The organism is Pseudoalteromonas sp. SMS1, from assembly GCF_021530565.1.
GTDB lineage: Bacteria > Pseudomonadota > Gammaproteobacteria > Enterobacterales > Alteromonadaceae > Pseudoalteromonas.
Genome location: NZ_JAKGBI010000014.1, coordinates 34,747 through 56,295, shown reverse-complemented (window position 1 = coordinate 56,295; position 21,549 = coordinate 34,747). Strand labels below are relative to the sequence as shown.

23 protein-coding genes are annotated in these 21,549 nt (G+C 44.0%); 9 read left to right on the top strand and 14 right to left on the bottom strand.

What is annotated here, in order from left to right:
• The first annotated feature begins 224 nt into the window (after nt 1–224).
• The 6 genes from L1286_RS15300 (at nt 225) to L1286_RS15275 (ending at nt 9,482) form a co-directional block, all read left to right on the top strand.
• The gene (locus L1286_RS15300; protein WP_235407923.1) at nt 225–2,255 is read left to right on the top strand and encodes a methyl-accepting chemotaxis protein; all 2,031 of its coding nucleotides are present in this window, start codon (nt 225–227) and stop codon (nt 2,253–2,255) included.
• Between the two features lie 350 nt (nt 2,256–2,605).
• Entirely contained in the window at nt 2,606–4,549 is a 1,944-nt protein-coding gene (locus tag L1286_RS15295) for a methyl-accepting chemotaxis protein (protein WP_235407922.1), read from the top strand.
• 127 nt (nt 4,550–4,676) lie between these two features.
• On the top strand, nt 4,677–6,047 hold the full coding sequence (gene hemN, locus L1286_RS15290) for an oxygen-independent coproporphyrinogen III oxidase (protein WP_235407921.1): 1,371 nt from the start codon (nt 4,677–4,679) through the stop codon (nt 6,045–6,047).
• A gap of 425 nt (nt 6,048–6,472) precedes the next feature.
• Nucleotides 6,473–7,279, top strand: a complete 807-nt coding sequence (locus tag L1286_RS15285; RefSeq protein WP_235407920.1) for a hypothetical protein — start codon at nt 6,473–6,475, stop codon at nt 7,277–7,279.
• A 129-nt stretch (nt 7,280–7,408) separates the two neighbouring features.
• Nucleotides 7,409–7,699 carry a hypothetical protein gene (locus tag L1286_RS15280; protein ID WP_235407919.1) on the top strand — a complete coding sequence of 97 codons (291 nt, stop codon included), beginning with the start codon at nt 7,409–7,411 and terminating at the stop codon, nt 7,697–7,699.
• Between the two features lie 118 nt (nt 7,700–7,817).
• Nucleotides 7,818–9,482: an FAD-binding oxidoreductase gene (locus tag L1286_RS15275; protein WP_235407918.1), complete on the top strand. Its 1,665-nt coding sequence runs from the start codon at nt 7,818–7,820 to the stop codon at nt 9,480–9,482.
• A 295-nt stretch (nt 9,483–9,777) separates the two neighbouring features.
• Here L1286_RS15275 and rpsQ read toward each other — a convergent pair whose 3' ends face one another.
• The 11 genes from rpsQ to rpsJ are packed head-to-tail and all read right to left on the bottom strand — an operon-like array spanning nt 9,778 to nt 14,742.
• A complete protein-coding gene (gene rpsQ / locus L1286_RS15270; protein WP_023398452.1) occupies nt 9,778–10,035 on the bottom strand; it encodes a 30S ribosomal protein S17 in 258 nt (85 codons plus the stop codon).
• Nucleotides 10,035–10,226 (bottom strand): 50S ribosomal protein L29, encoded by a 192-nt coding sequence (rpmC, locus tag L1286_RS15265; protein WP_063373472.1) that lies wholly within the window; start codon nt 10,224–10,226, stop codon nt 10,035–10,037. Before rpmC ends, rpsQ begins: the two co-directional genes overlap by 1 nt.
• Nucleotides 10,226–10,639, bottom strand: coding sequence for a 50S ribosomal protein L16 (gene rplP, locus L1286_RS15260; RefSeq protein ID WP_023398454.1), 414 nt, complete (start codon nt 10,637–10,639; stop codon nt 10,226–10,228). Before rplP ends, rpmC begins: the two co-directional genes overlap by 1 nt.
• Before the next feature lie 13 nt (nt 10,640–10,652).
• Entirely contained in the window at nt 10,653–11,354 is a 702-nt protein-coding gene (gene rpsC / locus L1286_RS15255; RefSeq protein ID WP_023398455.1) for a 30S ribosomal protein S3, read from the bottom strand.
• 12 nt (nt 11,355–11,366) lie between these two features.
• Nucleotides 11,367–11,699 carry a 50S ribosomal protein L22 gene (gene rplV / locus L1286_RS15250; RefSeq protein WP_010386167.1) on the bottom strand — a complete coding sequence of 111 codons (333 nt, stop codon included), beginning with the start codon at nt 11,697–11,699 and terminating at the stop codon, nt 11,367–11,369.
• Nucleotides 11,700–11,711: 12 nt separating this feature from the next.
• Complete coding sequence (gene rpsS / locus L1286_RS15245) at nt 11,712–11,990, bottom strand: 30S ribosomal protein S19 (protein WP_010367084.1); 279 nt, start codon at nt 11,988–11,990, stop codon at nt 11,712–11,714.
• Nucleotides 11,991–12,006: 16 nt separating this feature from the next.
• The gene (gene rplB / locus L1286_RS15240) at nt 12,007–12,831 is read right to left on the bottom strand and encodes a 50S ribosomal protein L2 (RefSeq protein WP_023398456.1); all 825 of its coding nucleotides are present in this window, start codon (nt 12,829–12,831) and stop codon (nt 12,007–12,009) included.
• A 17-nt stretch (nt 12,832–12,848) separates the two neighbouring features.
• Nucleotides 12,849–13,151 carry a 50S ribosomal protein L23 gene (gene rplW / locus L1286_RS15235; RefSeq protein ID WP_023398457.1) on the bottom strand — a complete coding sequence of 101 codons (303 nt, stop codon included), beginning with the start codon at nt 13,149–13,151 and terminating at the stop codon, nt 12,849–12,851.
• Nucleotides 13,148–13,750, bottom strand: coding sequence for a 50S ribosomal protein L4 (rplD, locus tag L1286_RS15230; RefSeq protein ID WP_023398458.1), 603 nt, complete (start codon nt 13,748–13,750; stop codon nt 13,148–13,150). Before rplD ends, rplW begins: the two co-directional genes overlap by 4 nt.
• A 17-nt stretch (nt 13,751–13,767) precedes the next feature.
• Nucleotides 13,768–14,403 (bottom strand): 50S ribosomal protein L3, encoded by a 636-nt coding sequence (gene rplC / locus L1286_RS15225; RefSeq protein WP_010376387.1) that lies wholly within the window; start codon nt 14,401–14,403, stop codon nt 13,768–13,770.
• Between the two features lie 27 nt (nt 14,404–14,430).
• Entirely contained in the window at nt 14,431–14,742 is a 312-nt protein-coding gene (rpsJ, locus tag L1286_RS15220; RefSeq protein ID WP_005495349.1) for a 30S ribosomal protein S10, read from the bottom strand.
• A gap of 500 nt (nt 14,743–15,242) precedes the next feature.
• On the opposite strand from rpsJ, the gene plsB reads away from it, so the two are divergent.
• Nucleotides 15,243–17,669: a glycerol-3-phosphate 1-O-acyltransferase PlsB gene (plsB, locus tag L1286_RS15215; protein WP_235407917.1), complete on the top strand. Its 2,427-nt coding sequence runs from the start codon at nt 15,243–15,245 to the stop codon at nt 17,667–17,669.
• Nucleotides 17,670–17,687: 18 nt separating this feature from the next.
• On the opposite strand, the gene tesB is transcribed toward plsB, so the two are convergent.
• Nucleotides 17,688–18,545 (bottom strand): acyl-CoA thioesterase II, encoded by an 858-nt coding sequence (gene tesB / locus L1286_RS15210; RefSeq protein ID WP_235407916.1) that lies wholly within the window; start codon nt 18,543–18,545, stop codon nt 17,688–17,690.
• A gap of 74 nt (nt 18,546–18,619) precedes the next feature.
• Between tesB and L1286_RS15205 the strand changes: the two genes are divergently transcribed.
• Entirely contained in the window at nt 18,620–19,078 is a 459-nt protein-coding gene (locus L1286_RS15205; RefSeq protein ID WP_235407915.1) for an EVE domain-containing protein, read from the top strand.
• Nucleotides 19,079–19,081: 3 nt separating this feature from the next.
• Here L1286_RS15205 and L1286_RS15200 read toward each other — a convergent pair whose 3' ends face one another.
• On the bottom strand, nt 19,082–19,291 hold the full coding sequence (locus L1286_RS15200; protein WP_235407914.1) for a hypothetical protein: 210 nt from the start codon (nt 19,289–19,291) through the stop codon (nt 19,082–19,084).
• Nucleotides 19,288–20,349 carry a potassium channel family protein gene (locus L1286_RS15195; protein WP_235407913.1) on the bottom strand — a complete coding sequence of 354 codons (1,062 nt, stop codon included), beginning with the start codon at nt 20,347–20,349 and terminating at the stop codon, nt 19,288–19,290. Before L1286_RS15195 ends, L1286_RS15200 begins: the two co-directional genes overlap by 4 nt.
• Before the next feature lie 202 nt (nt 20,350–20,551).
• On the opposite strand from L1286_RS15195, the gene L1286_RS15190 reads away from it, so the two are divergent.
• Nucleotides 20,552–21,496 carry a chemotaxis protein CheV gene (locus tag L1286_RS15190; RefSeq protein WP_235407912.1) on the top strand — a complete coding sequence of 315 codons (945 nt, stop codon included), beginning with the start codon at nt 20,552–20,554 and terminating at the stop codon, nt 21,494–21,496.
• Nucleotides 21,497–21,549: the final 53 nt, after the last annotated feature.

Below are 21,549 nucleotides of genomic sequence, written 5' to 3'. Positions count from 1 at the left end.
TATTAGTACAGAAGTAATTAAAATTCTATCAACAGTTTCTCAGCTTTAGGTTATAAATGTGCCGCTGTAATTTGATGATTCTGTACTATTTTTTTATTCAACAAGTGAAGATATGATGATTAAACATGATCTCGCCTTGGTTATCCCTTAACCTTTTAAGGTAGCCAATGAAGGTGAGATATGGTTTTATTATGCTAGCGCTGTCCCAATAAAAAGAATATGTCATGTTTGAAAATTTATCTCTTCGTAAAAAAATTCTCATCTTAATCGGCGGTACAATTTCTGTACTTCTAATTCTGGCTTCTACGTTTTTTGTTAATCATATAGCAACAATCTCTCGACAGAGCATTGAACGCGAAGCACAGGGTTTCTTGTACTCTGAAAAATTGTCTATGGAATCCTTTTTTGCCCAATACGGCAAAGTGGTAGAAACCTTTGTGACCAACCCACACAATATAAATTGGTTTGATAAGTATAATGAGCGTGAGAGAGACATCAGCAATGACAAAGGCTATGACGAAGTTAATGAAGATTTCATTCGCATAAGTAAAAGTGACGCCAACATTCTTTCCGCTTTCATGGCGTCAGCAAGAACAGGTGAATACTTTAAAGAAAATGAGCGCACTTCAAATTTTGCAGATGGGCGCCCATACTACGCCTACAAACGTCCTTGGTGGCAAGACGCACTGAGCCATGGAAAATTATACGTCGGCGCGCTTTCTGTCGACATTAATACGGGTGATGTGTCAGCGGTAGTACAACAACCTATTTATAATAAACAAGGTGAATTAGTGGCCGTGGGCGGTGTCGATTTGCAGATCAACAAAATCAGCGCCATGGTAGAGGAAATACAATTTGACGGTGAAGGCTATGGCTTTTTACTCGATCATGACCTTAAAGTGGTGCACTTATCCAAGCGTACAGGGCATTCACTCTCAACCACAGATTCTGGGCCAAAAGGCAAAGAGGGGCTGGCCGGCTTAGAGCAACAGTTTAAAGACACTTCTGGTTTCACTGAATTAACGGGCGCCATTCGCAACCAAAACTCTGGCACAGCCATGGTCACTTTAAAGGGTCAGGACTATTATGTTGTATTTAACAGCGTCAAACTAGATAAGCCCGTACTTGACTGGCATGTAGGTATCCTTATTCCCGTCAGCTTAATAGAAGAGCCTGTGGACAATGCCGTTGCCAGTACAATGACAGCCGTCATTGTGATCCTCGCCATCATTGTGGCAATGATCCTCGTCGCTGCACAGATGATAACTCGCCCTATTATTACATTGACGGATACCATGCGAGACATTGCGACAGGCGAAGGCGACCTGACTAGACGTATTAATATCGAAAGTAAAGATGAAGTGGGCCAGTTGGCCATGCACATGAATACCTTTATCGATAAGCTGCGCGCGATGATGATTGATACTGCAGCGCAGGCAGAACAATTGAGCGGTGCGTCAGCACAACTACGTGATGTGTCTAATAATACCAACAATGAAATTCAGCAAGAGAAAGAACAAGTAGACAGTGTATCTGCGGCCGTAACCGAAATGGCAGCGACAGTCACGGAGATCTCTCGTAATGCGCATGAGACAAACCGCGCATCTGATTTAGTACAAAGTATGACAAATGATGGTGCACACCGTTCAAGCCAAGCACAAGAAGTAATGACGGAGCTTGCATCTCATATCGGCGAAGCGGCAAAGGTGGTCGAAGGTCTAGAGCAAGAAACCAGTAATATAGGTGCCGTCATTGACGTTATCAACGGCATTGCAGAGCAAACCAACTTACTTGCACTAAACGCAGCAATAGAAGCTGCGAGAGCCGGAGAGCAAGGTCGAGGCTTTGCGGTTGTAGCGGATGAAGTAAGAAGCTTAGCGAGTCGTACACAAGAGTCGACAGATGATATTCGCAATATGATCTCTAAGCTTCAGCAAATTGCACAGCAGGCATCCACCATGATGCAGCAAGGCCAAGAACGCGCACAAAGCTCTGTGGAACAGACACAAGAAGTACTCGATGCCTTGCGTAACATCACGGAATCCGTCAACACAGTACAAGATCAAAGTCACCAGATTGCGACGTCGACAGAGGAACAAACGGTGGTTGCAGAGGACATCAATAATAGCTTAAATGCCATTAACGATTTAGTGAACAGCACCGCCAATCATGCACATTTGCTGGCTGACGAGGCACGCGACTTGAATGGCTTGGCCAAAGCGTTGAATGCAACTGTAAATCAATTTAAGCTATAAAATAATCGCGTGCAGTATCATATATGCTGCACGCACTCTCTTAATCCATCAAAAAACTTCAACACCGTTATGTGACAAGCGCGTATTTAATCACCAAACAAACTCACCGCCGGCCTCAAAACAGTATAAAAACTCTTTATTATCAATAACTAAAAGAAAACCAAAGACTATTGATTGAAGTCAAATAATTTCACTTAGATTCCATCAATTGGGTATTTTTTTTCACTCGATAAATAATATGATCTAATTGTGAAATTTACACTAAACTATTCACAGGGAACCCTTCTTTGAGAATCTCCCTTGTATTCCTCACTTTCATCAACAGCTTAACTCTAAGGTAAGGCTTTTAAATGGTAAAAAATTGGCGGTTAAACCAACAGCTCAATAGTGCTTTTGGTGTAATGATTTTCATGATGTTAATCCTATCTATTGTTGCATATTGGGGGTTAAGTTCTGGGTATAACAATTTTGTCGAGTATCGAACGAAGGCACGTGACAACACCTTAGCGGGGCGTATCCAAGCCAACTTACTTGAAGTGAGGCTCCAGGCTGGTAAATACTTAAAACACCAAAGCCCAAATGCCATCTCACAATTCAATCAACGTTTAACCCTGCTTGAGCAATTAATGTCAGACGCTAAAAATCAGTTTCAAGACCCTGCTCAGTTACAAGTGATTAGTCGTAGTCAACAACAGGTGGAACGTTACAAGAAAAGCTTTGAAAACATCGTCAGTTTGTTTGAACGCCGCCACCGTATCGTGGACGAGGTGCTGAATCAACGTGGACCACAATTGGACAGCTTACTAAGCAGTATGATCCGGAATTCACAATCTTTGGATGATATAAGAAACCTCAGCGTATTAAGAGGGTTATTACAACAGGGGCGATTGTCGACCAATAAATTCTTAGTCACTAACTCCCAACAAGATTACCAAGCAGCGAAACAAAGCTTTGTGACGTTACAAGCCCAATTTCAATCGACACTTGCCAATACCAACAGAGCGGATTTGGCGCAGAGCAGTCAGGAATTTAAACTAGCGCTTGATGCCTACCAAGATGGGCAAGAGTCTGTATATCGCGTGATCTTAGAGCGCAACCAACAAATTGCGCAGGTACTGGATACAGTGGGACCCGAAGTTGCCAGTCAACTCGAAAACATCAAACTAGATATCAAAGCATCACAAGATAAATTAGGGCCCATTGTGCAGTCTGCAAGCGCAAACTCTAAGTTTACGGTAGTGGTTTTTGCCAGCATGATTATCTTACTGGGACTATTTTTCAGCTGGTATATAAGTAAGATCATTAAATTACCCATCGGAGGAGAGCCAAAAGAGATTGAAGCCATGGCGCGAAAAATTGCCGCAGGCGACTTGACGGTAAAATTTGATAATCACGGAACCCATACTGGCATTTATCAGGCGATGGCCAGCATGGTGCAAAATTTAAGGACGTTTATCGAACAGATTCATCAATCTACAGACACGCTCGCTGAAACCTCCCAGACTATGAGTGCCATTACAGCCCAAGCAAAACAAGGGGCTGAGCAGCAAATGGCACAGCTTGAATATACCGATAGAGCCATGGATGAGATGACCGAAACGGTTTCTGAAATCACCCGCAGTACCCAGTCTGCCGCAGACACAGCGACGTCGACAGAGCAAACATCAAAACAAGGTCTGCAAGCCGTCTCAGAAACACGCAGTGCCATCTCTCTGCTCAAAGACGACATCAATAATGTCAGTGATACCATTTCCAAATTGGCCGATGAAACTCAGTCAGTAGGCTCTATTTTAGATGTTATTAGAGGTATTGCCGATCAGACCAATTTACTTGCGCTCAATGCCGCAATAGAAGCAGCACGAGCAGGTGAACAAGGAAGAGGGTTTGCCGTTGTGGCGGATGAAGTGCGTAGCTTAGCCAGTCGAACTCAGCAAAGTACAGAGGAAATCCAAGCAATGATTTCACGCTTACAGCAAGAGGCGCAGCGCTCAGTTGAATTGATGAGTAATAATGTCAACAATGCCGAGATCACCGCACAGCGTGTACATGAAACAGGTCAAGCACTAGAACACGTATCTGATTCTGTGATCTCTATTCGAGATATGAGTATTCAAATTGCCAGTGCCACAGAGGAACAAAATGCCGTGACGCTTCAAATCTCTGAGGGTGTCAGAGAAGTCACCTCCACCGCCAAAGACACCGCACAAGGAGCGGAGCACGCATCTAATGATGCCGCGCAACTTGCCAAATTGGCCGAAGAACTCGCGACCACAGCCAAACGTTACCAGCTGTAAAGGCCAACAGACAAGTGTGGGGAAGACGCCCTACACTTGTCTACTAAACGCCCTATTGCGTCAGATCAAATTACCTCTAAGACGACCCAATTATAATTACCATGTGTAATCAAATTTGAGTGCGATCGTGATTAAGTTACCTTTTTGGGAAGATTCCCTCATCAAGAAATACAATATTTCTGGACCAAGATATACCTCATACCCCACCGCTTTGTCTTTGACACCAGGGTATGACCAACAAGCTTTATCTAGTGCAATTGAGCAATCGAATAGTCAGGCACTTTCGCTCTATATCCACATTCCCTTTTGCCATCAGCTCTGTTACTACTGTGGTTGTAATAAGATCATCACCCGCCACCAATCAAAGGCTGATGTATACCTAGACCATTTATGTAGCGAGATTGAGGCACATGCATCCCTTTTTAAAGATTATCAAGTAGAACAGTTGCATCTTGGTGGGGGGACGCCAACGTTTCTCACTGAAACACAAATGGCAAGATTAATCGCAACCTTGGAGCAGCACTTTACGTTTGCCCATGATGCTCAGCGTGGCATTGAAATCGACCCAAGATCACTGGCCGACAATATGCTCGTTGCCCTACGAGAGATGCAATTCAATCGCGTTTCATTTGGTGTCCAAGACTTTAATGATCAGGTACAAGCGGCTGTAAATCGTCCACAGCAACTTGATGAAGTACTTGATATTTTGCGCCAAGCACGTGCGTTGGGCTTTAAATCTATCAATATGGATATGATCTATGGCTTGCCACATCAAACCCCACAAAGCTATCGTGAAACCATTGAACAGCTCATTGCACTTAGCCCCGACAGGGTTTCTCTTTTTAACTACGCTCATTTACCTGAGCGTTTTGCTGCTCAGCGCAAGCTTAAAGAGCAAGATATGCCCACAGCAGAACAAAAACTGCAAATCTTTAAAAACGCATTGGCACAAATGACGCAATCGGGCTACCAATATATTGGGATGGATCATTTTGCTAAGCAAGAAGACGAGCTGGCCATAGCACAACGTGAAAACCATTTGCACCGTAATTTTCAGGGCTATACCACGCATGGAAACTGCGACTTATTAGGCCTTGGCGTGTCCTCCATCTCACAGATAGGTAACGCCATCTTGCAAAATGAAAAAGACTTGAAATCGTACTACGCTTCAATTCGTGATCAGCAAAGTGCAATATGCAAAGGCATCATGCTGAGTCAAGATGACGTGGTCCGAGCACACGTCATCAAGCAGCTCATCTGCCATTTTGAACTAGACAAATCAGCTGTCAGTCATCAATTTGATATTCACTTTGATACTTACTTTGCAATGGCCCTAGAGGCTCTTAAGCCACTTGCTGAAGATGGACTGGTCACGGTTACTCAAGACACCATCACTGTTACAGCGCGTGGCACGTTATTTATCCGCATTATTTGCATGAGCTTTGATGCCTATTTACAACACCAAATAAAAAATACCCGCTTTTCTCGTGTTATCTAATCCTGTGGCTGCAATGGAGCTTGCTCTCTTTGCAGCCACACGCCCTGAGCCGAGTTCATTGTATATCGATGCTTGGTAAGCTCGTCAGTCAGCCGCCTGGCTCCTTAATTTTTTTAATGCTTTTCATTTAAAAAAACCTGATGAACGATCTTGAACACATCCCATTTAACTTAATAAAAGGGTTTAGCAGTCCAGTTTAAAGCGCTCAACCCCTTAATAATTTTTAATATTTTTAATGCCAATAAAATACCCAGTGTAAAATTTACACTGTTCTAAACACACATTATAAACAAGAATAAAACAACTAAAAAACACAAAAAATAAACAGTATTGACACATTAACGAAACTTAAAATAAAGTCTTTTTGTTCAAAATTAGAACACATGGAATTTACTTCCAATTTTTACAAATAACAAAAAGGATTTATGATGAAAAAGTTAGCAGCTATCGCACTTGCATTATGCGCATTTGGCAGTCAGAGCGTATCCGCGCATAATCAATTCAATGTTCAAAGCCAAGATAATGAAGTGAGTGGTTACTTCAATTTATCTTCTCTTCAAAGTGAACTTAAAAGCCAGCCTTCTAGTCCCAATAACGTGGTAAAGTTTAGCCTTTCAGATGATTTAAATAACCACATCAGAAGCACCATCCAGTTTAATGGACATACTTTTAATCTCGAACTAGATAACGCCAACCACACCGTGCACATTTCCGGCGTTGACGTTGATGGCAAAAAACTGATCAATAGCCAAAAATTAAAAAGTAATCTGACCAGTGTTTTTCGTGATTCACAAATTCACATCGACGACGTCTTAAAAGTACAGAGTAAACTCGGCCAAGAATCAAAAGTTGTCCTATTTAAATTCTTTGAGTTTCTGTCAACTTACCCTGTAGGCACACCAATTGAACAAACAATCAAGCAAGACTTTTCAGCACAAGGCTGGACAGATCTTTGTCCATACATGGGTAAAAATAAAACTGCCATTTGGGATGTAACCTATGTTGGTGTAAAAACAAAAAGCTATAAAGTGGGCGGTCATGGATTCTGCGCTGCCCGCTGCGGTGCCGGCTGCCCAATGTTTGGCGATGGTCAATATACACAGGACTGTCTAAATCATGACGCGTGCGCAGACGTTGAGGGAGAACAGTTGGGTGTCTGTGGTGACGAATGGACATCCGCGTCGGATGATTTCTGGTTCTCTCCAGATTGCGAAACTCCGCCATCAAGCTGATGAAGAAGTGCGGTGATAAGTGAGTGCGGACCGCTCACTTATCCTTTGTAACAACCGCCTAACATTGATGACTTAATATGGTATAAAGGGTGTCACACACTCGCGTTAACCACAGCAAGGAAGAATAATATGTTTAGCCAAAGACGGCTACTGGCCTTAGCGGTCACGATGGCTTGTATTGCCATTGCGCCACTGGCAGCGATACTCATGGCAGAAGTGATGACTGCGCAATTAAACTGTATTGTTAATGAGCGCAGTGACGTCCCCTGCGTGTTATTTGGCATGGATATTACAATGCTGCTGGTTAGCTTGTATGTCAGCGGTTGGGCAAGTTTTATTACCTTGCCGCTTGCAGGTGGCTGTGCAGCACTGTTGTATTTAAAATACCTAGATAGAAAACGCATCAATGAGACACCTTAAACTCATTGTGTTTTGTTTTTAAACCTTAAAGGTTACTCCCTAATTGTTTAAACACGCCCCCTCCCCAGCAATAGAGGCAGGGGGAACACTGAATATTCTTCACTTTTAGGGATAGATAATGGGAATTAAAACAGCAAAACGACGCTGGACAGCACTCCTTGGTATTAAAAACGCACGCTTCAGTGCCACTGCACGCAAGCCTTATGAACGCACTACGTTTGCAACGGATGTTGAAGCTGGCGGCGTGCTCAAAGTCACGACTAAGCAGCAGCTACAGCAAATTATCACCATAGCAAATGATGAGTCAGTACCAATATACCCAATCAGCACAGGCAAAAACTTTGGCTATGGATCTAAAGTACCGACGCACCATGGCGCAATAGTAGTTGATTTATCTGGAATGAACAAAATTACTCGCTTTGATGAAGTACATGGCACTCTGAGCGTAGAACCTGGCGTAACATTTGAGCAAGTACATCGCTTTCTCACCGCTCAAAATTCAGAGTTTTCAATTGCTGGAACGGGGTCAACCCCCACCTCAAGCCTAATCGGGAACGCTCTTGAGCGTGGTATTGGTAAAGGGTTAGCCAGTAATCGAATCGATAATATCTGCCATTTAGAAGTCATTCTTGCGAACGGAAAATGTATCCACACTGGCCTTGGCCGCTTTGATAATGCAAAAGGAAAAGACATGACAAAGCTCGGACCCGGTCCATTGCTAGACGGTTTATTTACTCAATCGAACCTTGGCGTTGTCACCGAAATGACCTTTTGGTTAACGCCCATTCCAAAGGCTTTCACAACCTTTGTGTATTGTTTAAAAGATGACTCAACACTGCCACAGGTCATAGATGCGCTCAGAGTATTAAAGCAAAGGGACATATTGCGCTCCTCTACCACCCTCTTTAACGATCACCGCATCTTAGGCTATATGGGGAAATACCCTTGGGATTTATGCGATGGCAGTCGCAGTCTGACAGACGATGAGATTAAAATAGCACTACAAAGAAGCCTACCGGTCGTAGGTAAGTGGTATGGAGACGGCGCGCTGTTTTGCCATAGCCGCGCACAAGCCAAAGCTGACATCAAATTGATCAAAGATGCACTTGGGGGGTTGGTATCAAATTTGATTTTCTTTAGAGAACCCTATGTGTCTATTGCCTCCAAGATACTTCGGTTTATCAATAAATTTTCTCGTAAACCTTTTGTCGATCCGACGGAAATATATTTTCGAAAATCCATGTATCTCGGCCACCCTCTCCCCATCACCCAAACATTGGGGAGCACCTATATTCGGAAACGAATCAATGTCCCTGCAGCTTCCCAGATAGATCCTGACAAAGATAAATGTGGCACCTATTGGATGGGACCCATCGTGCCGTTTGAAGGCAAAGACATTGAATCTGCAACACAGATCATCAAAGAGGTGATTACGGGCTATGGTTATGAACCTGCGATGACATTACAATGCATTTCTGCTCGGCAGATAGATATTATTATCTCAATTTCATTTGATAGGGAACTCGACGGAGAAGACGCAAACGCTAAAGCCTGCCACGATACGTTGCTGCAAAAACTCTACCAAGCAGGTTATTACCCCTATCGTTTGGGCAATCAATCTCAAACCCGACTTCCCGCGCCGGATGACGACTATTTACAGTTTGTCACGACAATTAAAAAAGCCCTCGACACAAACAATATATTGGCACCTGGACGGTATGATTTCACTGCACAAGCCGCGCCGCCTATCGATGTACACAAATCAAATAAAGCCGTGCCTTAAGTGCTAACTCGCTCTGAAAGGTTGAGCGAAAAACAGCGCCAATGATGTAACGACGCCAAGCCGTTCGCGCAGAATCATCTTTGTCAAAAGCGGCGAGGTTTCCGTAATTGGTGCTAATCTATCTTGGTAGTGTGCGACCGATATCCAGTCTAAGGCGCCAAAGGTCTGGCATTTAACAGCGCTGGAAATCTCTAAGATCAATTATAAGCATCCAAATAGAAATTATTTTGCGACGCATATAAGCAAAAAACCCCAGCCAAGGCTGGGGTTTTTTATAAGTCAACTTAATTAAAAATTAAGCTTTCTTAGGACGTTCAATCACGTCAACTAGCGTCCAAGATTTTTTCTTAGAGATTGGCGCACATTCGCGAATAGTCACGACGTCACCTGCTAGTGCTGTGTTGTTTTCATCATGTGCGTGCAACTTAGTTGTACGCTTGATGAATTTACCGTAGATCGGGTGTTTAACCTGACGCTCGATAGCAACAACGATTGACTTATCCATTTTGTCGCTAACTACACGACCTTGAAGAGTACGGATCTTATCGCTCATTATGCACCTGCCTTCTGGTTGATAACCGTTTTAACACGCGCAATACTGCGACGTACTTTTTTCAGCTCGTGAGTTTGAGCTAGCTGACCAGTGCTCGCTTGCATGCGCAGGTTGAACTGCTCACGAAGAAGCTCTAGAAGTTCAGCTTTAAGCTCTTCTACGCTTTTGTCTTTCAATTCGCTAGCTTTCATTACATTACCGTCCGAGTTACAAATGTTGTTTTGAAAGGTAATTTACGAGCAGCTAGGTCGAATGCTTCACGAGCAAGCTCTTCTGAAACACCTTCCATCTCGTAAAGTACTTTACCAGGCTGAATTTCAGCAACCCAGTATTCAACAGAACCTTTACCTTTACCCATACGAACTTCAAGCGGTTTTTCTGTAATCGGCTTATCTGGGAACACACGGATCCAGATTTTACCTTGACGCTTGATGTGACGCGTCATAGCACGACGAGCTGCTTCGATTTGACGAGCAGTCATACGGCCACGGCCAGTCGCTTTCAAGCCGAAAGAACCGAAGCTAACTTTGTTACCGCTAGTAGCAAGACCACGGTTGCGGCCTTTGTGTACCTTGCGGAATTTTGTACGTTTTGGCTGTAACATTAGTCGCTACCTCTTACTTAGCACTTTTCTTAGCTTTCTTCGGTGCACGTTTAGCTGGCTTCTCTTGCTCTTGTTTCAGTGGAAGACCACCGATAACTTCGCCTTTGAAGATCCAAACTTTAACACCGATGATGCCGTAAGTAGTCAAAGCTTCTGAAGTAGCGTAATCGATATCAGCACGTAGAGTGTGTAGAGGTACACGACCTTCACGGTACCACTCAGAACGTGCGATTTCAGCGCCGCCTAGACGACCACTAACTTCAACCTTGATACCTTTAGCACCTAGACGCATTGCATTTTGAACTGCGCGCTTCATAGCACGACGGAACATAACACGACGCTCTAGCTGTGAAGAGATACCGTCAGCAACTAATTGTGCATCTAGCTCAGGCTTACGTACTTCTGCAATATTGATTTGTGCAGGTACACCAGCAAGCTTAGTTACAGCTTGGCGAAGCTTTTCAACGTCTTCACCTTTTTTACCGATAACAACACCAGGACGAGCTGTGTGAATTGTTACACGGATAGATTTAGCTGGACGCTCGATAACGATTTTAGACACAGAAGCGTTTTTCAATTCCTTAGTAAGGTATTGACGCACTTTGTGATCGCCAAAAAGCTGCTCAGAGAAATCTTTTGTATTCGCGTACCAAGTAGATACCCAAGGCTTTGAGATACCTAGGCGAATACCAGTAGGATGAACTTTTTGTCCCATTACTTATATCTCCTAGCTATCTGAAACCACAACAGTGATGTGGCTTGAACGCTTAAGGATGCGGTCAGCGCGTCCTTTAGCACGTGGCATAATACGCTTCATTGTAGGACCTTCGTCTACAAATACTTTAGCCACTTTAAGCTCATCAATGTCAGCACCTTCGTTGTGCTCCGCGTTAGCGATAGCAGACTCAAGTACTTTTTTAACCAATACAGCCGCTTTCTTTGGGCTATACGCTAGGATTTCTAGCGCGCGATCAACCGGAAGTCCGCGGATCTGATCAGCAACTAGACGTGCTTTTTGCGCCGAACCAGAGGCGAATTTGTGTTTAGCTAATGCTTCCATCATACCCTCCGATTAACGCTTTTTAGCTTTCTTATCCGCAGCGTGACCGCGGTAAGTACGTGTAGGTGCAAATTCACCTAGTTTGTGACCGATCATTTCGTCTGTAACGAATACAGGTACGTGCTGACGACCATTATGGACAGCGATGGTCAATCCGATCATGTTAGGGATGATCATTGAACGACGGCTCCAAGTCTTGATAGGCTTCTTGTCACCGCTTTCCAACGCCTTCTCTACCTTCTTCAGCAAGTGTAGGTCAATGAATGGACCCTTCTTGAGAGAACGTGGCATGGCAATTCCTCAACTATTACTTAGTACGACGACGTACGATAAATTTATCAGTACGCTTGTTCTTACGTGTCTTAGCACCTTTAGTAGGCTTACCCCATGGAGACACAGGGTGACGACCACCAGATGTACGACCTTCACCACCACCGTGTGGGTGGTCAATCGGGTTCATGGCAACACCACGAACTGTAGGACGGATACCACGCCAACGATTAGCACCAGCTTTACCTAGTGAACGAAGCATGTGTTCAGCGTTACCTACTTCACCGATAGTTGCGCGGCAATCCGCTTCAACTTTACGCATTTCACCTGAACGTAGACGTAGAGTCACGTACTGGCCTTCACGCGCTAGGATCTGTACATATGCACCAGCAGAACGTGCAATCTGAGCACCTTTACCAGGCTTAAGCTCAACATTGTGTACTGTAGTACCTACTGGGATGTTACGCATTGGTAATGTGTTACCAGCTTTGATTGGTGCATCAACACCAGACTGGATTGCATCACCTGCTTTAACACCTTTAGGTGCGATGATGTAACGACGCTCACCGTCTGCATATAATACAAGAGCGATGTTTGCGCTACGGTTTGGATCATACTCTAGACGCTCAACAACAGCTGGAATGCCGTCTTTAGTACGTTTAAAGTCGATTACACGATAGTGATGCTTATGACCACCACCGATGTGACGAACCGTGATACGACCGTTGTTGTTACGACCACCTGATTTAGAGTTTTTCTCTAATAGCGGAGCGTATGGCTTACCCTTGTGTAGATCAGGGTTAACCACTTTAACGACGTGACGACGACCCGCAGAAGTTGGTTTACACTTTTGAAGTGCCATAATTCTAACTCCCCTTATTACTCGGCGCCGCCGACAAAGTCTAGCTCGCTGCCTTCTTTAAGAGTAACGTAGGCTTTCTTCCAGTCTGAACGACGGCCGAAACGCATGCCAGTACGCTTTGTTTTACCCTTAACATTTAGAGTGCGAACACCAGTTACTTCTACTTCAAAAAGCTTTTCAACAGCTGCTTTAACTTCAGCTTTGTTTGCATCTTTTGCTACTTTGAACACAATTGTGTTGTTCGCTTCAGCAGAGATAGTGCTTTTCTCAGAGATGTGTGGAGCAAGAATTACTTTTAAAAGACGTTCTTCACTGATCATGCTAATGACTCCTCAAGTTGCTTCACAGCACCTGCAGTAATTAGAACCTTATCGAAAGCGATTAGGCTTACTGGGTCGATGCCAGCTACGTCACGAGTATCAACCTTGTACAGGTTACGAGATGAAAGGAATAGATTCTCATCTACTTCTTCAGTCACGATTAATACGTCTTTTAGCTCAAGCTCTTTAAGCTTAGCGACTAGTTCTTTAGTCTTAGGTGCTTCTAAACCGAAGTTTTCAACAACAACAAGACGTTCTTGACGAACTAGTTCAGATAAGATGCTCTTGATCGCACCGCGATACATCTTACGGTTAACTTTTTGGCTGTGATCTTGCGGCTTAGCTGCAAAGCTCACACCACCGCTGCGCCAGATTGGGCTGCGGATTGTACCAGCACGTGCACGGCCAGTACCTTTTTGGCGGAATGGTTTCTTACCACCACCACGTACTTCAGAACGCGTCTTCTGAGCTTTAGTACCTTGACGAGCACCTGCTGCGTAAGCAACAACTACTTGGTGTACTAATGCTTCGTTAAACTCACGTCCAAAAGTAGCTTCGGAAACTTCAAGCGCACCAGCGCCTTTAATTGCTAATTCCATCACTAAATCTCCAGGACTTATGCTTTAACAGCAGGTTTAACGATAACGTCGCCGCCGATAGCGCCAGGTACTGCACCTTTAACTAAAAGCAGGTTACGCTCAGCGTCAACACGAACTAGTTCAAGGTTCTGTGTCGTAGAACGAACATTACCCATTTGACCGGCCATTTTCTTACCTTTGAAAACTTTACCAGGAGACTGGTTTTGACCGATTGAACCAGGAGCACGGTGAGATAGAGAGTTACCGTGTGTAGCGTCTTGCATGCTGAAGTTCCAGCGCTTAACACCACCTTGGAAACCTTTACCTTTTGAAGTGCCAGTAACGTCTACTTTTTTCACTTCAGTGAAAAGTTCAACAGTTAGTTCTGAACCTACTTCAAACTCACCTTCTCCGCCGTTAAGACGGAATTCCCACAGGCCACGACCCGCTTCAACGCCAGCTTTAGCGAAGTGACCCGCTGCTGGTTTGTTTACACGGCTTGCTTTTTTCTCGCCTGCAGTAACTTGAAGCGCGTTATAACCGTCTGTAGCGTCAGATTTGATCTGCGTTACACGGTTAGGCGTCGCTTCGATAACTGTCACAGGGATAGATACACCATCTTCAGTGAAGATACGTGTCATACCCACTTTACGACCGACTAGACCTAATGCCATTTTCCTAAAACCTCTCTAATCTTTCGATTAACCCAGGCTGATTTGAACATCAACACCAGCTGCAAGGTCTAGGCGCATTAGAGCGTCTACAGTCTTGTCAGTTGGTTCTACGATGTCGATCAGACGTTTGTGGGTGCGGATTTCATACTGATCACGCGCGTCTTTGTTTACGTGCGGAGAGATCAATACAGTGAAACGCTCAAAACGCGTAGGTAGTGGAATTGGACCACGTACCTGAGCACCAGTGCGCTTCGCAGTTTCCACGATTTCCGCCGTTGATTGGTCAATCAAACGGTGGTCAAAAGCTTTTAGGCGAATACGAATGCGTTGATTAGACATTCTTAAACCTCAATTAAAAGAGCATTTAAAAAGAGCATAAAAAAACCGCCGAAACTATCTTATAATACCTAAGAAGTCGGTTGTTCTTTTATTTCTACCATTGAATTCCAAATCGGAATTCCTGTTTTATAGCCTGAAATCCAGGCTTTTCATTTAACTTTCAACGGCCAGAAGCCGAGAAAGTTTGCACATTATAAGGATACTGGTGATAAATGCAACAACAAAATGCAATAATTTTATCTCGGTTATTTACCCGCATGCTTTTTATGGTAAGCACCCGAAGGGCTATAAATCATTGCCATATTTTAACGTCATCTTTATCGAGCCTGTTTTATCCCCGTACTATACTAATAAACAACGTAAACGAGGCTGTGTTGACACAAACGACCAAAACGTCGGGTCACATAGCATTCAGCGGGCTGTGCTAGAACTTACTGGACCATGGTCAGTCCAGTTAATCCCTGATATTCTATTGCAAAAATTTATACTTGGTACTGCGTATGCGCTTATTTTCACAATGTCTCAATGTGCTCGCTCAGTGGACAAATTGGCTACTGGTAAAGAGCAAACTGCTACCAGAAGACCCCATTGCACAGTTTGAGCTTGATCCTAACCTGCCAACTTTTTATGTTACTCGATTAAATTCTCATGCCGACCTCGCAGCACTAGACCGAATGTGTAAAACACTTGGGTTACCGAGCCCAATGCAAATGCAAAAAATTGGCAGTACCGAAGTACCCCGATTCATTGCAATGCAAAATCCCACGCCGCTGTTTTCAAAAACCGCTAAACCCAGTGATGCATTGCAGTTAAGTAAAGACATCTTTCATGCGCTCAAAGCTAACCCTAGCACTAAAGCACAAATTCTCCCCGTGTCGGTATTTTGGGGAAGAGATCCAGGCAAAGAGAAACCAGGTCTCGCGACTTTACTGAGTCACTCTCTTACCCCAAGTTGGTTACGAAAAAGCTTTGTGATTTTATTTTCTGGCCGTGACAATTTAGTGCGCTTTTCCGCTCCTATTGACGTAGAGCAGTTGATGAATGATAAGGCTGACGTCGAAGAGTTACCACAAAAGCTGTTGCGCGTTGCACGAGTACATTTTCGCCGTCAACAACTTGCAGCAACAGGACCTAAGCTGCCTTCAAGAGAAGCCCTTTTCAACTCAATTCTCGCAGCACCCAGCATTAAAAAAGCCATTGCAGAGGAGGCCAAGACAAAAGGCCTCAGCCATCACGAAGCCAGATTGAACGCGCAAGATTTGCTAGATGAAATTGCCGCGAATTATTCTGATGCCATGGTCAGAGTCGCTGACAGAATACTAACTTGGCTGTGGAACAAATTGTATAACGGGATTGAGGTAAAATACGCGGATGAAGTGCGCGCGCTCGCTGACAAAGGTCATGAGATAATCTATGTACCGTGTCATCGCAGTCACATGGACTACTTGCTATTAACCTATGTCATTTATCATCAAGGTTTAGTACCACCACATATTGCTGCTGGAGTGAACTTAAACTTCTTCCCTGCAGGCGGGATTTTCAGACGTTCGGGGGCGTTCTTCATACGTCGCTCTTTCGCAGGCAACAAACTGTACTCTGCGGTGTTCAAAGAGTACCTCAGCCAGCTATTTATCAAAGGCTATTCTGTTAAGTTTTACACCGAAGGGGGTCGTAGTCGTACTGGCCGATTATTACCGCCCAAAACAGGTATGTTGGCCATGACGATGCAAGCAATGCTGCGCGGTATCGATAGACCAATCTCAATCGTGCCGGTTTATATCGGCTATGAACACGTCATGGAAATCAATACTTATCTCAAAGAGCTGGCAGGCAGCAATAAGAAAAATGAGTCGGTGTTGGGCATATTCAAAGCAATAAAAAACCTTAGAAACTATGGTCGAGGGTATTTAAACTTTGGTCAGCCTATTCACCTTAATCAGTACTTAAATGAACATCAACCAGACTGGCGACAAGCAATCTCGGCGGACGAAGCACCGAAGCCACAGTGGCTAAATGGTCAAGTCGCCAACGTCGCGGACCAAATTATGACCAACATCAATGCTAGCGCAGCATTAAATGTCATCAATTTATTGGCAACGATATTACTGAGTAACGAACAATTTGCACTCAGTCGACAAAAGCTCATAGAACAATTGCGCTTTTATCTGTCATTGCAAAAGCATGCAAAGTACAGTGACTATGTCACCCAACCAAATGAAGAAGCGGACGCGTTACTGGAGCATGCCTTGAAGCTTGAAAAGCTTGAGGTACTGCAAGATGGTTTAGGTGATATCATCACGATTAAAGAAAAAGAACGTACGCTATTCAACTATTATCGAAATAACATTTTGCATTTATTTGCCGTTCCCAGTGTGATTGCGCAAATGTTGTTTAATCGCTACGAGGTGACGCTACAAGAATGTGAAGAGAAAATTGCCACGCTTTACCCTTTGTTTGCCAAAGAATGGTTCCTAATGCCTCTGCGCGAAGGCTATATTCAAGATATATTGGCTAACTTTGCTGAGCATAAGCTAATTACCTTCGATGGCACGCAAGCCACAAGTAATAAAGACAACAGTGCCCTTACCAAGCTCGAAATGCTTGGCAAAGTATGTCACCTCACATTGGAGCGTTATGCTATTACCAGTAGTCTGATCCTCAAGCATCAAGATATCAAACGTGCAGACTTAGAAAATGAAAGCGAAATTTTAGCCAATCGGTTGGGCACACTCCATGGTATAAAAAGCCCGGAATTTTTCGACAAAAAAGTGCTGAGCAACTTTATCAATAGCCTGCGAGAGCACGCATATATTGCCATCTCAGAGCAACAATCCATTCGTGCTGCAACACCCATGGATCACTTGCAACAGCACCTCAATGATTTATTGCCAGCACGAATTTGGCAGTCGATCCACGATACGTTGTAAAAACAGTAGCGTCAGTGCCTAGCGCTGACGCATAACGCCCTCTTGAATAGTTGAGGCCACTAACTCACCTTGCCGGTTGAAAAACTGCCCACGTACCAAACCTCGACCGTTGCTTGCACTCGGGCTATCAACACTGTACAGCATCCAATCGTCCAATCTAAACGGGCGATGGAACCACATAGCATGATCGATGGTTGCCACTTGCATATTTGGCTGCATGAAAGAGAGCCCGTGTGGTTGTAATGCCGTAGGCAAAAATTCGAAATCCGATGCATATGCTAGCAAATAATTATGAATACGCCTTTCATCCGGCATGGTGCCGTTGGCTTTAAACCAGACATGCCGTTTTGCAGGTGCCTTTTGAGGCTGAAAAGGGTTTTGGAAATTGACTGGTCGCATGTCCAATGGCATTTCTTGCGTAAACTTGGGTCTCAGAGACTCAGGAATGAGCTCTGCATTATCTTGATAAAATTGTAGTGCCGACTTTAACGTTTCTGGCTTAGGCACAATTGGCATATCACTTTGATGTGACATACCTGGCTCATCGCCCTGAAAAGAGGCGGTCATATAAAAGATGGGTTTACCGTACTGTATCGCGCTCACTCGACGCGTGCTAAAACTCCGCCCATCACGAATGTTTTCAACATCATAAACGATTGGCTTCGTTGCGTCTCCGGGGCGCAAAAAATAGGAATGTAATGAGTTCACATAACGTCCCTCAGGCAACGTGTATTTTGCCGCAGACAATGCCTGCCCCATGACCTGCCCACCAAATACTTGTGGAAAACCAAGATCTTGGCTTTGACCGCGATATATTCCCTGCTCAATCTCTTCCAAACTTAATAAATCAAGTAAGTCTTGCAACACCCGACTCATTGCCCACCTCACCATTGTAGTTATCGCAATTACTGATAATAATACACTAATCTACTTTTAAATGAGTATTTATAATGGCTTATTGGTTATTCAAAACAGAACCAGATGCGTATTCACTCACCGATTTAAAGAATGCGCCACAGCAAAGCACCTTTTGGGAAGGGATAAGAAACTATCAAGCTCGTAATTTTATGCGTGACAGCATGCAAGAAGGCGACCTCGTTTTTATCTATCACTCAAGTTGTAAAGTCCCAGCTGTTGTTGGCGTTGCAAAAATCACTCAAGCAGCACAGGTCGATCCTTATCAATTTGATGCTTCAAGTCACTATTACGACCCAAAATCCAGCCCTGACAAGCCACGTTGGGTTGGCGTTACCGTGCAATACGTTGAACAGTTGCCTAACCCCGTCACGCTAAAAGCAATCAAAGCAGATGACAACATTGTCGACTTGGCACTGAAAAAAGCGGGTCGTCTATCCATCATGCCCGTCACTGACAGGGAGTGGCAACATATTGTGGCTATGTCACAATAATCCCTATTCTTGCTTTTTACTTCGGCGAGCCTTCACTCGCCCCTCTTTCGGGATCATCGATAGGTACAGCAGTAACGCTATCCAAGAAAAGAACAAAGTGCCTATCAACCAACCATTCTTTTCATGACCCTTAGAGCGCTTACTGCCTGCCACGACGCCAATTGGCACGATGTACAGGCATACGGCAAAAACCAGCAGCATCAGTTCGCTCATAACAGCTCCCAAGCGACCTCATTTTCTAACACACGCTGTGGTGCGATGTAATGAATGATATCTCCGGCCTTAATGTCATAGTCTAGCGGCGGATTGAGATCCATATTCTGACCACTGCGGTCATGAGCCACCCCTAGCAAAGTGGCATTATGATGCTCTTTAAAAAACATAAACAATTGCCCAAACTGACATGCTTTCACCGTTTGAGGCAACGCCAAACTAAATTGGGTATCACCATGAAGCGTTGAAAGCAGCTCTTCCTGTATTCTACTTGACCCAGGATCTTGCATAGAGCGCACCAAGATTTCAGCTGACATTGCTGATGAGCATTCTACATTGGCGCAGTGCGCGCGCAGTAGTCGTGCCTTGGTTTCGTCCAAAAAGTGTGCGCTAATATGTGCCCCATGCTTGACCATCGGGCTCAGTTTTAATGCAGTTGTAAAAGTATGGTCATCATCTTTTCCATCCACAATCACTTTATCTGCGCAGTCAACCGCCGTCCTTTTTAATTGCTCATCATCGGTAAAGCTAACCAAACGAACAAAATCCACTTGAGGGTAGCGTAACAAGGGGTGCTCCATATCTTCTTGCACCGCGAGAATAATGCGCCTGTCCACACGTTTATTATCAGCGAGAATAAACTCAATCATTTTCTCTGTGTGTGTTGGATGCCACCCAAATATTATGATGTGATCCTTAAGATGTGAAAAATTCTTATCGCCCTTCATAGCCCTTTTTACCCATAATGTAATTTCTTGCCCGACTTTACCGAGCAGCACGCCAAACAGCGCCAAACCAAACGGTATCTGAAACAACGCAACGACCCAGCGTCCGAGTGCCGTTGTTGCACTAAAATCACCATATCCAACCGTTGAGGTCGTCACGACATAGTAATAAATGTAGGTATCGAGCGGCAATAGTGCTCGCTCTTGCGCGGTCCACAGCAATGCCCAAGTCAGCCACATATGACAAATCGTTGCCAGCAGCAAGATTTCCCAACTCGCTCTATTGATATGTGTTTGAATTTGGACCAGTAAACGCTTTAATACGATTGGCATTTATTATCCTAACTTTGTACATCATTCCTTAACTAACATCTTCTTATAGTGGCTGAGCAAGTCAATGCTTTAACGAGAAAAAGTTACTTTTTATAGCTTATTTATACAAACCTCACTTTTCCCTTTAATGAAGTAAAGAACTCGTAATTTTTGTAGTTATATGTGTATACTTTGGAAAGCAGCAAGAGTATGAGGTGAAAATATGGCGGGCGTATTAGCTTCGGTCGACCAACGCACACAGTTGGTGGGGGAAAATCGATTAGAATTGTTGCTGTTTCATTTACACAGTCGACATCTATTTGCGCTCAACGTATTCAAAGTCAAAGAAGTCGTTAAACTGCCGCATCTTAATAAAATGCCAAATGCACACCCCAAAATTGCAGGCGTGACCAACATACGTGGTGAATCTATTCCTGTAATAGATCTGAGGCAAGCGATTTGCATGCCCGACACGGAGTACGATAGTGATAGTAATTTAGTCATCACAGAGTACAACCGGACAGTTCAAGCATTTTTGGTCGGCAAAGTCGATCATATCGTCAACACCACTTGGTCGGATATTATGCCAACCCCCAAGTCTGTAGGGCGCAACCACTATTTGACTGCCTTAACGAAGATCCAACGTGATGGCACTGAACATATTGTCGAAATCATCGATGTTGAGAAAGTATTGGCCGAGATTGTCGACTATGATGTAGAAATCCCCGAGGGCATTCTCGATAAAGCGATACTCACCCAATTTAAAGGCCGAAAGATACTCCATGCTGACGATTCCCCGACAGCACGTCGTCAGGTTTCAGATACGCTCGCTCAGTTAGGTATTGAAATTATCCCAGCCACGGATGGGCAAGAGGCACTGAACTTGCTAAAACATTGGGCAGATGAAGGCATCGACGTAAATAAAGAATTAATGGCGGTGATCACCGATGCGGAAATGCCAGTGATGGATGGCTATCGATTAACCTATGAAATTCGTAATGATGAGCGACTCAAAGACCTGTACGTCATTCTCAATACTTCATTAAGCGGGAGCTTCAATCAAGCCATGGTTGAAAAAGTTGGGTGCAATGCGTTTTTATCTAAGTTTCAACCCGATTTATTAGTACAAGAAATGCAAAATCGATTAAAACAGATCTTAGAGGCATAAGCTGTATAAAAAGACAGTAAAAAGAAATTAAATATCACTAAATTTCAGCTGTT

Bases quoted from the DNA above. Each gene is read 5' to 3' on its own strand.
- L1286_RS15190 (WP_235407912.1), top strand. From the start codon at position 20,552: ATGGCGGGCGTATTAGCTTCGGTCGACCAACGCACACAGTTGGTGGGG.
- rplP (WP_023398454.1), bottom strand. From the start codon at position 10,639: ATGTTACAGCCAAAACGTACAAAATTCCGCAAGGTACACAAAGGCCGC.
- rplW (WP_023398457.1), bottom strand. From the start codon at position 13,151: ATGATCAGTGAAGAACGTCTTTTAAAAGTAATTCTTGCTCCACACATC.
- rplV (WP_010386167.1), bottom strand. From the start codon at position 11,699: ATGGAAGCATTAGCTAAACACAAATTCGCCTCTGGTTCGGCGCAAAAA.
- L1286_RS15280 (WP_235407919.1), top strand. From the start codon at position 7,409: ATGTTTAGCCAAAGACGGCTACTGGCCTTAGCGGTCACGATGGCTTGT.
- rpsC (WP_023398455.1), bottom strand. From the start codon at position 11,354: ATGGGACAAAAAGTTCATCCTACTGGTATTCGCCTAGGTATCTCAAAG.
- L1286_RS15275 (WP_235407918.1), top strand. From the start codon at position 7,818: ATGGGAATTAAAACAGCAAAACGACGCTGGACAGCACTCCTTGGTATT.
- L1286_RS15195 (WP_235407913.1), bottom strand. From the start codon at position 20,349: ATGCCAATCGTATTAAAGCGTTTACTGGTCCAAATTCAAACACATATC.
- L1286_RS15300 (WP_235407923.1), top strand. From the start codon at position 225: ATGTTTGAAAATTTATCTCTTCGTAAAAAAATTCTCATCTTAATCGGC.
- rplC (WP_010376387.1), bottom strand. From the start codon at position 14,403: ATGGCATTAGGTCTAGTCGGTCGTAAAGTGGGTATGACACGTATCTTC.
- L1286_RS15205 (WP_235407915.1), top strand. From the start codon at position 18,620: ATGGCTTATTGGTTATTCAAAACAGAACCAGATGCGTATTCACTCACC.
- rpsS (WP_010367084.1), bottom strand. From the start codon at position 11,990: ATGCCACGTTCTCTCAAGAAGGGTCCATTCATTGACCTACACTTGCTG.
- rpsJ (WP_005495349.1), bottom strand. From the start codon at position 14,742: ATGTCTAATCAACGCATTCGTATTCGCCTAAAAGCTTTTGACCACCGT.
- tesB (WP_235407916.1), bottom strand. From the start codon at position 18,545: ATGAGTCGGGTGTTGCAAGACTTACTTGATTTATTAAGTTTGGAAGAG.
- L1286_RS15200 (WP_235407914.1), bottom strand. From the start codon at position 19,291: ATGAGCGAACTGATGCTGCTGGTTTTTGCCGTATGCCTGTACATCGTG.
- rplD (WP_023398458.1), bottom strand. From the start codon at position 13,750: ATGGAATTAGCAATTAAAGGCGCTGGTGCGCTTGAAGTTTCCGAAGCT.
- rplB (WP_023398456.1), bottom strand. From the start codon at position 12,831: ATGGCACTTCAAAAGTGTAAACCAACTTCTGCGGGTCGTCGTCACGTC.
- L1286_RS15295 (WP_235407922.1), top strand. From the start codon at position 2,606: ATGGTAAAAAATTGGCGGTTAAACCAACAGCTCAATAGTGCTTTTGGT.
- L1286_RS15285 (WP_235407920.1), top strand. From the start codon at position 6,473: ATGATGAAAAAGTTAGCAGCTATCGCACTTGCATTATGCGCATTTGGC.
- plsB (WP_235407917.1), top strand. From the start codon at position 15,243: ATGCGCTTATTTTCACAATGTCTCAATGTGCTCGCTCAGTGGACAAAT.
- rpsQ (WP_023398452.1), bottom strand. From the start codon at position 10,035: ATGAGCGATAAGATCCGTACTCTTCAAGGTCGTGTAGTTAGCGACAAA.
- rpmC (WP_063373472.1), bottom strand. From the start codon at position 10,226: ATGAAAGCTAGCGAATTGAAAGACAAAAGCGTAGAAGAGCTTAAAGCT.